Source organism: Pseudomonas sp. NPDC077186 (genome assembly GCF_044543505.1).
In the GTDB taxonomy this organism is placed as follows: domain Bacteria; phylum Pseudomonadota; class Gammaproteobacteria; order Pseudomonadales; family Pseudomonadaceae; genus Aquipseudomonas.
This window is the reverse complement of the sequence record NZ_JBITWE010000006.1, coordinates 230,308-243,739: the sequence shown is the minus strand read 5'-3', so window position 1 is coordinate 243,739 and position 13,432 is coordinate 230,308. Positions and strand designations below refer to the sequence as shown.

Below are 13,432 nucleotides of genomic sequence, written 5' to 3'. Positions count from 1 at the left end.
CGCAAGCTGCAAGCCACAAGCTGCAGGCGATCGACGCGCAGCTTCTGACTTGTGGCTTGCAGCTTGAGGCTTGTAGCTATGACTTGTGATTTCCTAGCCCTGGCCCAGCCGGGCGTGCAGAAGCTGTCCCCCTATGTGCCGGGCAAGCCGGTCGACGAGCTGGCTCGCGAGCTGGGTCTGGATCCGGCCGGTATCGTCAAGCTGGCCAGCAACGAGAACCCGCTCGGCCCCAGCGCCAAGGTGCTGGCGGCGATCCGTGCCGAACTGGACGAGCTGACCCGTTACCCCGATGGCAATGGTTTCACCCTCAAGACCGCGCTGGCCGCCCGCTACGGCGTGGACGCGGCGCAGGTCACCCTGGGCAACGGCTCCAACGACATCCTCGAGCTGGTCGCCCGCGCCTACCTGGCGCCGGGGCTTAACGCGGTGTTCAGCGACTACGCCTTCGCCGTCTACCCCATCGCCACCCAGGCGGTCGGCGCGCAGGGCAAGGTGGTGCCGGCCAGGGACTACGGCCACGACCTGGACGCCATGCTCGCGGCCATCGACGCCAATACCCGCGTGGTGTTCATCGCCAACCCCAACAACCCGACCGGCACCTGGTTCGGCCCGGCGGCGCTGGAGGCCTTCCTGGCCAAGGTGCCGGAGTCGGTGCTGGTGGTGCTGGACGAGGCCTATATCGAATACGCCGAAGGCGATGAGCTGCCGGATGGCCTCGATTACCTGGCCCGCTACCCGAATTTGCTGGTTTCGCGCACCTTCTCCAAGGCCTATGGCCTGGCGGCGTTGCGCGTGGGTTATGCGATCAGCTCGCCGGCCATCGCCGATGTGCTCAACCGCGTGCGCCAGCCGTTCAACGTCAACAGCCTGGCCCTGGCCGCCGCCTGCGCTGCGTTGAGTGACGCCGACTACCTGGCCGAGAGCCGTCGCCTCAACGACGCCGGCATGCAGCAACTGCAGGACGGCCTGCGCGCGCTGGGTCTGAGCTGGATTGCCTCGAAGGGCAACTTTATCGCCGTCGACTTCGGTCGCGACACCGCGGCGATCAACCAGGCGCTGCTGCGCGAGGGCGTGATCGTAAGGCCGATGGCCGGCTACCGCATGCCCCACTTCCTGCGCGTATCCATCGGCCTGCCGCAGGAGAACGCGCGCTTCCTCGAGGCCCTGGCCAAGGTGTTGTCGGCGTGACTGTCACCGCAGTGCAATCGAGCGCCCCTAAGATCGGCCGCCTGGTGGTGGTCGGCCTCGGCCTGATTGGCGGCTCCTTCGCCAAGGGCCTGCGCGAGCGCGGCCTGTGCCGCGAGGTGGTGGGCGTCGATCTGGATGCCGAGTCGCGGCGCCTGGCGGTGCAGCTGGGTGTGGTCGATCGCTGCGAGACCGATCTGGCCGCCGCCTGTCAGGGTGCCGATGTCATCCAGCTGGCGGTGCCTATCCTGGCCATGGAGAAGCTGCTGGCCGAGCTGGCCAAGCTCGATCTTGGCGATGCGGTGCTGACCGACGTCGGCAGCGCCAAGGGCAATGTGCTGCGCGCCGCGCGTCTGGCCTTCGCCGGCAGGAAGGTGCGGCTGGTGCCGGGTCACCCCATCGCCGGTTCCGAGCAGAGCGGGGTGGAGGCGGCCAAGGCGACGCTGTTCCGCCGCCACAAGGTCATCCTGACGCCTTGCGAGCACAGCGACGAAGCGGCCCTGGCGCTGGTGGAAGGCCTGTGGCGCGAGCTGGGTGCGGATGTCGAGTCGATGGAGGTGGAGCACCATGACCAGGTGCTCGCCGCCACCAGCCACCTGCCGCACCTGCTGGCCTTCACCCTGGTCGACTCGCTGGCCAAGCGCAGCGAGAACCTGGAGATTTTCCGTTACGCCGCCGGCGGCTTTCGCGACTTCACGCGGATCGCCGGCAGCGATCCGGTGATGTGGCACGATATCTTCCTCGCCAACCGCGAGGCCGTGCTGCGCACCCTGGACACCTTTCGCGACGACCTCGACGCCCTGCGCGACGCGGTCGACGCCGGGGATGGGCATCAACTGCTGGGCGTGTTCACCCGCGCCCGCGTGGCCCGCGAACATTTCAGCAAAATTCTGGCCCGCAGGGCCTATGTGGACGCTATGCACTCGACCGATCTGATTTTCCTGGCAAAACCTGGTAGCTCGCTGGCTGGACGTATCCGCGTACCCGGCGACAAGTCCATCTCGCACCGCTCGATCATGCTCGGCTCGCTGGCCGAAGGCACCACCGAGGTCGAAGGCTTCCTCGAAGGCGAAGACGCCCTGGCCACCCTGCAGGCCTTCCGCGACATGGGCGTGGTGATCGAAGGCCCGCACCACGGTCGCGTGACCATTCATGGTGTCGGTCTGGGTGGCCTGAAGGCACCGGCCGGCCCGCTGTACATGGGCAACTCCGGCACCTCCATGCGTCTGCTCTCCGGCCTGCTCGCCGCGCAGCCGTTCGACACCACCCTGACCGGCGACGCCTCGCTGTCCAAGCGCCCGATGAACCGCGTGGCCAAGCCGCTGCGCGAGATGGGCGCGGTGATCGAGACCGGCCCGGAAGGGCGTCCGCCGCTGACCATCAAGGGCGGTCAGCGCCTGACCGGCATGGACTACGAGATGCCGATGGCCAGCGCCCAGGTCAAATCCTGCCTGCTGCTGGCCGGCCTGTACGCCGCCGGCAAGACCTCGGTGACCGAGCCGGCGCCGACCCGCGACCACACCGAGCGCATGCTGCGTGGCTTCGGCTACCCGGTCAGCGTGGAGGGCAGCACCGCCACTGTCGAGTCCGGGCACAAGCTCAGTGCTACCCGTATCGAAGTGCCGGCCGATATTTCCTCGGCGGCCTTCTTCCTGGTGGCGGCGAGCATTGCCGAAGGCTCCGAGCTGGTGCTGGAGCACGTCGGCATCAACCCGACCCGCACCGGGGTGATCGACATCCTCAAGCTGATGGGCGGCGATATCAGCCTGGAGAACCAGCGCGAGGTGGGCGGCGAGCCGGTGGCCGACATCCGCGTGCGTGCGGCCAAGCTCAAGGGCATCGATATTCCCGAAGACCTGGTGCCGCTGGCCATCGACGAATTCCCGGTACTGTTCGTCGCCGCGGCCTGCGCAGAAGGCCGCACCGTGCTGCGTGGCGCCGAGGAGCTGCGGGTGAAGGAGTCCGACCGCATTCAGGTGATGGCCGACGGCCTGGTCGCCCTGGGCGTGAAGGCCGAGCCGACCCCGGACGGCATCGTCATCGAAGGCGGCGCCATCGGCGGCGGCGAAGTCTGGGCGCACGGCGACCACCGTATCGCCATGTCCTTCAGCGTCGCCTCGCTGCGCGCCAGCGCGCCGATCCGCATTCACGACTGTGCCAACGTCGCCACCTCCTTCCCCAACTTCCTCGCCCTGGCGGCCGAAGTCGGCATCCAGGTGGCCGAAGAGGGCAAGGCATGAGCGCCCCGGTGATCACAGTCGACGGGCCGAGCGGGTCGGGTAAGGGCACCCTCTGCGCGCTGCTGGCCAAGCAGCTGGGCTGGAACCTGCTCGACTCCGGCGCGCTGTATCGCCTGCTGGCCTTCGCCGCCGGCAATCACGGCATCGACCTGACCAACGAGGAGGCGCTCAAGCAACTGGCCGCCCACCTTGACGTGCAGTTCACCGGCAAACGCATCGTCCTCGAAGGCGAGGAGGTGACCGACGCCATCCGCAACGAGCAGATCGGCGCCGGCGCGTCCATGGTCGCCTCGCTGCCGGCGGTGCGCGAGGCGCTGCTGCAGCGCCAGCGCGCCTTCCAGGAGGCGCCGGGGCTGGTGGCCGATGGCCGCGACATGGGCACCGTGGTGTTTCCCGATGCGCCGCTGAAGGTGTTCCTCACCGCCAGCGCCGAGGAGCGTGCGCGTCGCCGCTACTTGCAGTTGAAGGCCAAGGGCGATGATGTTAATCTCGCGAGTCTTCTCGACGAGATTCGGGCGCGCGACGAGCGCGATACCCAGCGCGCGGTGGCGCCGCTCAAGCCGGCTGCCGACGCAATCCTGCTGGATTCCACCGAGCTGTCCATCGAGCAAGTGTTAGAGCGCATTCTGCGCGAGGTCGCCGATCGCGATCTCGCCGGGTAAAGAACCTGCTCAAAGGTTCGCGAGCTAGAGCCATGCAAGGCGAAAATAGGCGAGGAAGCGCAGTGTGCTGTAGCACATGAGCATTCCGAGCCTGTTTTCAACGCAGCAGGGCCGACGCGCAGCAAGCTTTGAGTAGGTTCGTAAGAGTCGCAGCTGCTATAAGCTGATGGACTCGCAAGGAGGCATGCGGGAGACCAGTCCTAGTCCCGCAGGCCTCTTTTTACATGAACGAACCCACATTGTCTGGAGTGTGGTTTGGGCGAATCCCCGCCCTTGATCAACAGGAATCAACATGAGCGAAAGCTTTGCAGAACTTTTTGAAGAAAGCCTGAAATCCCTCGACATGCAGCCGGGCGCCATCATCACCGGCATCGTGGTCGACATCGACGGTGACTGGGTCACCGTCCATGCCGGTCTGAAGTCCGAGGGCGTCATCCCGCTCGACCAGTTCTTCAACGAACAAGGCGAGCTGACCATCAAGGTCGGTGACGAAGTCCACGTTGCGCTGGACGCGGTTGAAGATGGCTTCGGTGAAACCAAGCTGTCCCGCGAGAAAGCCAAGCGCGCTGAGTCCTGGCTGGTTCTGGAAGCTGCGTTCAACGCTGAAGAAGTGGTCAAGGGCGTTATCAACGGTAAGGTCAAAGGCGGCTTCACCGTTGACGTCAACGGCATCCGCGCGTTCCTGCCGGGTTCCCTGGTCGACGTCCGTCCGGTGCGTGATACCACTCACCTGGAAGGCAAAGAGCTGGAATTCAAGGTCATCAAGCTGGACCAGAAGCGCAACAACGTTGTCGTTTCCCGTCGCAGCGTGCTGGAAGCCGAGAACAGCGCCGAGCGCGAAGCTCTGCTGGAATCCCTGCAGGAAGGCCAGCAAGTCAAGGGTATCGTCAAGAACCTCACCGACTACGGTGCGTTCGTTGACCTGGGCGGCGTAGATGGTCTGCTGCACATCACCGACATGGCTTGGAAGCGCATCAAGCACCCGTCCGAGATCGTCAACGTTGGCGACGAGATCGACGTCAAGGTTCTGAAGTACGACCGCGAGCGCAACCGCGTCTCCCTGGGTCTGAAGCAGCTGGGCGAAGATCCGTGGGTTGCCATCAAGGCGCGTTACCCGGAAAACACCCGCGTCGTGGCTCGCGTCACCAACCTCACCGACTACGGCTGCTTCGCCGAGCTGGAAGAGGGCGTGGAAGGCCTGGTACACGTTTCCGAAATGGACTGGACCAACAAGAACATCCACCCGTCGAAAGTCGTCAACGTCGGCGACGAAGTGGAAGTCATGGTTCTGGACATCGACGAAGAGCGTCGTCGTATCTCCCTGGGTATCAAGCAGTGCAAGACCAACCCGTGGGAAGACTTCTCCGGCCAGTTCAACAAGGGTGACAAGATCTCCGGCACCATCAAGTCGATCACCGATTTCGGTATCTTCATTGGTCTGGACGGCGGCATCGACGGCCTGGTTCACCTGTCCGACATCTCCTGGAACGAAGCCGGCGAAGAAGCCGTGCGTCGCTTCAAGAAGGGCGACGAGCTGGAAACCGTCATCCTGTCGGTCGACCCGGAGCGCGAGCGCATCTCCCTGGGCATCAAGCAGCTGGAAGACGATCCGTTCAGCAACTACGTCTCGATCAACGACAAGGGCACCATCGTCCGCGGCGTCGTGAAAGAAGTAGACGCCAAGGGCGCCATCATCGACCTGGGCAACGAGATCGAAGCTACCCTGAAAGCCTCCGAAATCAGCCGTGACCGCGTTGAAGACGCGCGCAACGTGCTGAAGGAAGGCGACGAAGTCGAAGCCAAGATCATCAGCGTCGACCGCAAGTCCCGCGTTATCAGCCTGTCCATCAAGTCGAAAGACGTCGAGGACGAGAAGGACGCGATGAAGGAACTGCGTAACAAGCAAGACGTTGAAAGCACCGGCCCGACCACCATCGGTGATCTGATCCGTGCGCAGATGGAAAACCAGAACTAAGTTCGGGTAACTCCATCAAGAAAAGGGCGGCCCTCGGGTCGCCCTTTTTCATGCCTACGATTCTGTAGGAGCCGCGCCTCGCGGCGAATTGTTGCCCGGGCCGCACAGGCGAGCCGACGTTCGCGTTCAAGATGATCCTGCGATTCGCTTCGTGAAGTCGCTAACACCTTGTTTTTTAGGCTGTTCAAATGCTGATCAGCATGCTAAAACCACTCTATCGAGTGATCTAGCCGCTTGAAAAAGAAGGGAAAACCATGACCAAGTCGGAGTTGATCGAAAGAATTGTCACCCATCAAGGTCAGCTGTCCTCCAAGGATGTCGAGCTGGCCATCAAGACCATGCTGGAACAAATGTCCCAGGCATTGGCCACTGGCGACCGCATCGAAATTCGCGGCTTCGGCAGTTTCTCCCTCCACTACCGCGCCCCGCGCGTGGGCCGCAACCCGAAAACCGGCCAGTCCGTCCGCTTGGACGGCAAGTTCGTGCCGCATTTCAAGCCAGGCAAAGAGCTGCGCGATCGGGTTAACGAGGACGAATAAGCATCGCTACTTGGCGCTGTGGGATGCCTGAGGGCAGGCTGCTTTGGCGTTGTGTCTGGTGCTGCGTCTGATCTGTAGGTAAGACGATGCCTGGCTCAGGCGATCCTTGAGGCGCCAGGGTCTCTGCACGGGCCCCTTCGCCGGTATGCAGTTCGATGCATTTGATTTCTATGGTTTTTTCCATCCGTCCCGATTGTGCGGAGTAAATCACTGTAATCGGGGAACATTTCGAAGGAAAAACTGCCATATTCTCCCTGAGCACATTTGGATGCGCGCTCTGCCGATCCTGAAGTCGGGCAGGTGGAGGTTTATGGATGAGCGTTGACGAATTGCTCGTATGGAGTTTTCCCGCGATATGCAAGACCAATCTCCGCGGACCCACCGTGATGATGAGATCGACCTGGTCGAACTGCTTCAATCTCTGTTTCGGCAAAAAAATCTGATTTTATCCGTTGCTTGCATGGTCGTTTTGGCAGCTGTGGCATATGCTTTTCTGGCGACGCCGTACTATCAAGTACAAAGCATCCTTCGTCCTGTTGAGCGGGGGAGTCTCGATGAACTCAACGGTACCGGTGTCTATGAGTTGACCCCGGAGGAGGCTCTGGGGCGCGTTGCCTCAAGCCTCTCTTCCTACGAAAGCCGCCTTAGATTTTTCCGTGATCGCCAAGAGCTATTCGCGGGGCTGATCCAGCCCGGTCGCTCGCTGGAGCAGGCGTTCGAGGAATTCAATCGCACCGCGTTCAGTATGCTGCAGCCCGACCCCAAGAAAACCAACAACCTGAGTGCATTTGCAGGTATCTCTTTGACCTACCCTGAGGGGGTCGACGGAGTTGAAGTGGTCAACGCGCTGGTCGCCGATGTGCTGAAGGAGGAGCGCGAGCGTATCGCGAGTGATTTAGAGGTGCTGATTGCCAATCGGCTGCTTTCGCTCGAGAAAAAGATCGAAGCGGCGCGCGCGAGCTACGAGGCTGGCAAGGAGGCGGAAATAGCCAGTCTGCTGGAACAAGACACTTTGCGCCGCGCCGAACTGCAAGATGAGCTGCAAGCCTTGCGCGGTGAGTTGAAGGCTCGCCGCGAGAGCCGTATTAAATTGCTCGACGAAGCTATCCAGATAGCCGAGTCGTTGGGTATTGGCAAGCCTACTACGCCTTCTGCCATGGCGGACGCCCAGCGCCAGGGCCAGGTGGTGCGCACCGAAGTGAACAGTCGCGAAATTCCGCTTTATTTTATGGGGAGCGAAGCCTTGCGGGCCGAGCGGCAGGCGCTGAGCGAGCGTCGTTCGGACGACTTCAGCGAGCCTCGAATAGCCGAGATAGAGAAGGAGTTGGCCCTGTTGAGCCACAATCGGCAGGTGGAGGTCCTCAAACAGCGCAAGAATGAAGACCTTTACCTCAAAGGCCTGGCGGAATGGCGGCAAGAGGCGGCGCAACTTAGAGGAATCAAGTTCGATACCAGTACCTTGCAGCTGGTCCGGCTGGATCAACTGGCGCTCGAACCGCTCGCAGCGGTCAAGCCGAAGAAGACTTTGATCATTGGTCTTGGCGCTGTCGCTGGTCTGGTGCTGGGTGTCGTGGTGGCGTTGCTGCGTAACTTGCTGCATCCCCGCACGCGCGAAGCCCCCTAGCGGTAAAGGTTTGCAATCGTAAGCGCCGTGCTCTCGCTCCGGGCGCTTTCGGCGCAGATGGGCCTCTATCGATGAAGTTGTTCGGCCGATATTGCGGTAACTGGCGCTTGGAATCGCATCAGTGGTTTGCCTCTTTACAGGCAACAGCTGGCCAGCATGCTCGAGTCTACCGATGTCGAGCGGCTTGCTGGCGTTCGCTTGAGCTTGCTTGCCGGATGGCGCACCAATAATGAGGTGCGAAGACCATGATGCATGTCACAGAGTTCCCGTCCGTCAGTCATTGACTGCAAGGTGGTTGTCAAGACTTGTAATGTTGTGTGGCGCAGGCAAAATGCCGCCACGTCCTTACTGGTGGGGGCGTAAGCCCTCTATGTCGCACTCCAAAGTGAGCGGCGCGCGGCAGAAAAGGGCGACGGCGTGCTTTCAAGGATCGCTGCCGCCCCGCCGATGCATGAGCGACGCACTTTTTGGAAGATGGATCTTAAGCCGTGAATGCAATCTCTCCCGCCGTACAGCAAGCCCCCAGCGACGAAATTGATCTGGCTGCATTAATTCATTCGCTCTGGGAGCAGAAGTGGTTGGTCGCCCTGGTCACCCTGCTGGTTGGTTTGGCCGCCGCCACCTATGCCTTTCTGGCTACTCCGGAATATCAGGTGCAAAGTGTGCTGCGCCCTGCAGCCATTAAAGATCTCGATGCCCTGAACGGTACCGGCATTTATGAGCTCGAGCCGGCTCAAGCCATGCGCCGCGTTGGAGCCGCTTTGGAGTCTTATGACAGTCGCCTGGAGTTTTTCCGGGCCAACCAAGGCTTATTCGAGGCCCTGCGCCAGCCCAATCGTAGCCTCGAGCAAACCTTCGAGAGCTTCAATCGGGAGGCTTTCAAGATGCTTCAGCCCGATCCGAAGAAAACCGATAACCTCAGCGCTTATGTTGGTATCCAGCTGACCTATCCGGCGGATGTCGATGGCGTTGCCCTGGTCAACGGCTTGGTCGAGCACGCCATCCAGTTGGAGCGCGGGCGGATCGTCGCGGATCTGCAGGCAGTAATCCAGAACAGCCTGAATCGACTCGAGCTGAAGATTGCCGCAGCTCGTGCCAGCTACGAGGCCAGCAAGGAAGCCAGGATCGCCAAGCTGCTTGAGGCCGATAGCCTCAAGCGTGCGCAGCTACAAGATGAACTCAAGGCCCTGCGCCAGCAGCTCAAGGCCCGCCGCGACAACCGCATCACCCAACTCGATGAGGCGATCCGCATCGCCAAGGCGCTGGGGATCGGCAAACCTACAACGCCTTCCGCGCTAGGCGAAGGCGAGCGTGTAGCGCAAGGCAGTGTGATCCGTACCGAGGTCAATAACCAGCAGATACCGCTCTATTTCATGGGCAGCGAAGCGTTGGAAGCCGAGCGTAACGCCTTGCTGCAGCGTCGCTCCGACGACTTTACCGAGCCGCGCATCGCGCAGATCGGCAAAGAACTCAAACTGTTGGAAAGCAACCGTCAGGTCGAAGTGCTCAAGCAGCGCGAGAACGAAGACCTGTTCCTCAAGGATCTGGCCATCTGGCGCGAAGAGGCTGCTCGCCTGCGTAACCTGCAGTTCGAGGTTGCCGATCTCAAGCTGGTAGCGATCGATCAGGTCGCCGTAGAGCCTCAGAAACCGATCAAACCCAAGAAGGCGCTGATTCTGGCAGCAGGCCTGGTGCTTGGTGGCATGCTAGGCCTGTTTATCGCCCTATTGCGCAATATGCTGCGCCGCAAGCCCGATGCTTTGGCCTAGGTAACGCTGCACGAGAATCGGTGCATAGGCTGTAGGGGCTAGGGGCGCCCACTCCTTGCCGCAGCTCGCATTCCGGCGATCCATTAGTAGGGTGCGCTGTGCGCACCAAGTCTACAAAGACCAGCAATGGATCGCAGCCGGCAAAGCTTCAGCCGCCGGCATCGTTAACTGACTAACAGGGACTGAGTACATGGATTACCCCGACATCCTGCACCACGGCGCCAAGGATGGCGTGACCGGCTCTTGCCACCAACTGCTGATGGATGCCGAGCACAGCCTGCTGATCGATTGCGGCCTGTTCCAGGGGGCGGAGACTTCGCCCGAAGGAAAATCCGGCGTCGGCCAACTGGCCATTGAGTTTCCCCTGGACAGGATCAAGGCCCTGGTCGCCACCCACGTGCATATCGATCACGTCGGGCGTATCCCCTACCTGCTGGCTGCCGGCTTCAAGGGGCCGATTCTCTGTAGCGAACCCTCTGCCAAACTGTTGCCCATCGTGCTGGAGGATGCCTTCAAGCTCGGCTTCAGTCGCGAGCAGAAGCAGGTCGAGCGCTATATCAAGCTGATCGAACAGCGCATCATCGCCTTACCCTACAAAACCTGGTTCATCCTGCACGATACAGAGAACCTGATCTGCCGCATTCGCCTGCAGCGCGCCGGGCATATCCTCGGCTCGGCCTATGTAGAAATCGATTTACGTTACCCTCGGTCCGGTGAGAAGAAACGCATCGTTTTCTCCGGCGACCTGGGTGCGCCACATGCGCCTCTGTTGCCGGCCCCCAAGTCGCCGTACCGCGCGGACATCCTGGTGATCGAAAGCACCTACGGCGACCGCCTGCACGAAGACCGCCGTACTCGTCGCCAGCGCCTGGAAAGCGTCATCGAGCACGCCCTGGCCGATAACGGCACGGTACTGATCCCCGCTTTCAGCATCGGCCGCACCCAGGAACTGCTCTACGAACTGGAAGACATCATCCACCGCAAGCTCAATGCCGATGGAAAAGGGCGGGGGAGCAGAGCCGCTCTTAGTCCCCCTCTCCCTCCGGGAGACGACTGCATGGATGCAGGAGGTAGGGCGACGCAGGATGCCAAAGCCGAGGGGCTAGGGGTGAGGGAAAGCGGGGTGAGGGAAAAAACAGGCAGCGACAGCAAGGCCAACATCAACTGGCCCCAACTCCCGATCATTCTCGACTCGCCCCTGGCCAGCCGTTTCACCCAGGTCTACCGCGACCTCAAGCCCTTCTGGGATAACGAAGCGCTGCAGCGAGTGAAACAGGGTCGCAACCCACTGGAGTTCGCGCAGCTGCTCACCGTTGACAGCCGCCAGGCGCATCTGGCCATGGTCCGCCACCTGACGGAAACCGCTCGTCCGGCCATCGTCATTGCAGGGAACGGAATGTGCAGCAGCGGTCGAATTGTCAATTATCTGAAATCCATGCTGCACGACCCGCGGCACAACGTCCTCTTCGTCGGCTACCAGGCCCAAGGCACCCCGGGCCGGGCCATCCAGATCTATGGCCCGCGTGGCGGCTATGCAGATCTGGATGGGCAACGCTATGACATTCGAGCTCAAATTCATACCATAGGCGGCTATTCGGCCCATGCGGACCAGAAGGGATTAGTAAATTTTGTTACGCGGATGCGGGAGTGGCCGTCAGAGGTGAGAATTGTGCACGGGGAGTCGGTAGCCAAGCAGGCGCTGACAGAGGCACTGCGACAGGGCTACAACCAGAAAAGTCGCGCCGCGGAGGTTGTAATACCCTAAGAGTCCCTGCTAGTTACGGGGCGTAGCGGTACAGTAAATTATCCACGAGTTTCGCGGGCTGGAAAACCAGATGGAATTCCTCAATCGCGTGGACGTAAAACCGAACACCGATACACCTTGGACAGCAGCGTCGAAGTGTCGTTGGCCCCGATGAAGGTGAAAAAGACGCGTGTCCTGGCGGTTGGATTGGTGCCGGGAGACGGAGCTATTTGTAGCATTAGGAAGAACGATGCTATTTAGAGGTCCCAGAACGTTTTTGAAGGAAGATTTGTAAGATTGGAACGAGTTTTTATACCACTGTTATATTGATTGATAAAAAATAAAACATTCGTAAACCCTGATACATCATAGAGGCCCGTAGAAGTGGTTGATATATTGATTGTATAGTCCATTGGGGGGTTAAATTCGTGGTCTGATTTCTTCTGGGGAAGAGTTAGAGTGATTAGGCACAGTTATATTTTATAAGAGGGTGATACCGTGAAAGAGATGATCTTGGTAACGGGAGGTGCAGGCTATATCGGTTCACACGCGGTGCTGGCACTTCTTGAAAATGGTTATGATGTGCTGGTTGTTGATAATTTAAGTAATGGCTCGGTAATATCTCTAGAAAGGTTAAGTAATATTTGTGGAAGATCCCCAGGTTTTATTCTTGGGGATGTTCGTGATAGTCAGTTTCTTGGAGAGATTTTTGCTAATTATAAAATCTATGCAGTTATGCATTTTGCCGGATTGAAAGCCGTTGGGGAAAGTGTCAGGAAACCACTGGAGTATTATGAGAATAATGTTTCAGGAAGTTTGGCTCTCTGTCAGGCAATGAGTAAGGCAGGGGTCTATCGTTTGGTTTTTAGCTCGTCGGCTACTGTCTACGGAACACCTAGCCATATGCCAATCTCTGAGAGCTTTCCTACGGGTAAATTAGCAAGCCCGTATGGTCGTAGCAAGCTAATAGTTGAAGAGTTGCTAGAGGATCTAACACAATCAGACTCGCGCTGGAAAATTGCGGTGCTACGTTATTTTAATCCAATAGGAGCACACCCGAGTGGGGTTATAGGTGAGGATCCTTGCGGTATTCCTAATAATTTGCTGCCATACCTTAGCCAAGTCGCAATCGGAAAATTAGATTTTTTATCTGTTTTTGGAGGTGATTATCCAACATCGGATGGCACAGGAGTGCGTGACTATATTCATGTTCTTGATTTAGTGAAAGGGCATCTAAAAGCATTACAGTATATGGACTCTCGCCCCGGTATGAATATCTGGAATCTAGGCACAGGGATCGGATATAGCGTACTAGAGGTTATTGATGCGTTTGAGCAGGCATGCGGACGCTCAATACCCTATCAAATTGTAGGTCGACGTCCAGGGGACGTTGCAATGTGTTGGGCTGACCCAACGCTGGCGGAGCTTGAATTGGGGTGGAAAGCACAGTATGGGTTGTCTGAAATGATGAAAGATACTTGGCGCTGGCAGTTGAATAACCCCCAAGGGTACTTGCGGTAGAGGGGGGGGTAGATCTGTAAGTTGATTGTTATCTTGAAGTTTGTTTATGTATCTATAGGGTAGGTCTGAGCTTTGATGTGGTCGCCTCGTCAGTCTTCATTGTGTTTCGGGTAAATGATGTGTGTTTAAAGAAATTACTAGTATCTGCTTTTCCTTTTTTCTTAGGTCCGGGA

9 protein-coding genes are annotated in these 13,432 nt (G+C 59.4%); all 9 read left to right on the top strand.

All coding sequences use genetic code 11. The features are described from left to right. The first annotated feature begins 78 nt into the window (after nt 1–78). The 9 genes from hisC to galE all read left to right on the top strand — a co-directional run bounded on the left by hisC (nt 79) and on the right by galE (nt 13,259). Nucleotides 79–1,188 carry a histidinol-phosphate transaminase gene (gene hisC / locus ACIGKL_RS21695; protein WP_397488497.1) on the top strand — a complete coding sequence of 370 codons (1,110 nt, stop codon included), beginning with the start codon at nt 79–81 and terminating at the stop codon, nt 1,186–1,188. Beyond that, the gene (locus tag ACIGKL_RS21690) at nt 1,185–3,425 is read left to right on the top strand and encodes a bifunctional prephenate dehydrogenase/3-phosphoshikimate 1-carboxyvinyltransferase (protein ID WP_397488496.1); all 2,241 of its coding nucleotides are present in this window, start codon (nt 1,185–1,187) and stop codon (nt 3,423–3,425) included. The genes hisC and ACIGKL_RS21690 overlap by 4 nt, the downstream gene beginning before the upstream one ends. Further along, entirely contained in the window at nt 3,422–4,087 is a 666-nt protein-coding gene (gene cmk / locus ACIGKL_RS21685; RefSeq protein WP_397488495.1) for a (d)CMP kinase, read from the top strand. Before ACIGKL_RS21690 ends, cmk begins: the two co-directional genes overlap by 4 nt. A 292-nt stretch (nt 4,088–4,379) precedes the next feature. Continuing rightward, entirely contained in the window at nt 4,380–6,062 is a 1,683-nt protein-coding gene (gene rpsA / locus ACIGKL_RS21680; protein ID WP_108232817.1) for a 30S ribosomal protein S1, read from the top strand. Between the two features lie 254 nt (nt 6,063–6,316). Next, nucleotides 6,317–6,601 carry an integration host factor subunit beta gene (gene ihfB, locus ACIGKL_RS21675; RefSeq protein ID WP_003243558.1) on the top strand — a complete coding sequence of 95 codons (285 nt, stop codon included), beginning with the start codon at nt 6,317–6,319 and terminating at the stop codon, nt 6,599–6,601. A gap of 337 nt (nt 6,602–6,938) precedes the next feature. Further along, nucleotides 6,939–8,225, top strand: coding sequence for a Wzz/FepE/Etk N-terminal domain-containing protein (locus tag ACIGKL_RS21670; protein ID WP_397488494.1), 1,287 nt, complete (start codon nt 6,939–6,941; stop codon nt 8,223–8,225). A 488-nt stretch (nt 8,226–8,713) separates the two neighbouring features. Continuing rightward, the gene (locus tag ACIGKL_RS21665; protein ID WP_397488493.1) at nt 8,714–9,994 is read left to right on the top strand and encodes a Wzz/FepE/Etk N-terminal domain-containing protein; all 1,281 of its coding nucleotides are present in this window, start codon (nt 8,714–8,716) and stop codon (nt 9,992–9,994) included. Nucleotides 9,995–10,184: 190 nt separating this feature from the next. Then, on the top strand, nt 10,185–11,759 hold the full coding sequence (locus tag ACIGKL_RS21660) for an MBL fold metallo-hydrolase RNA specificity domain-containing protein (protein ID WP_397488492.1): 1,575 nt from the start codon (nt 10,185–10,187) through the stop codon (nt 11,757–11,759). Between the two features lie 486 nt (nt 11,760–12,245). Further along, nucleotides 12,246–13,259, top strand: coding sequence for a UDP-glucose 4-epimerase GalE (gene galE / locus ACIGKL_RS21655; RefSeq protein WP_397488545.1), 1,014 nt, complete (start codon nt 12,246–12,248; stop codon nt 13,257–13,259). Nucleotides 13,260–13,432: the final 173 nt, after the last annotated feature.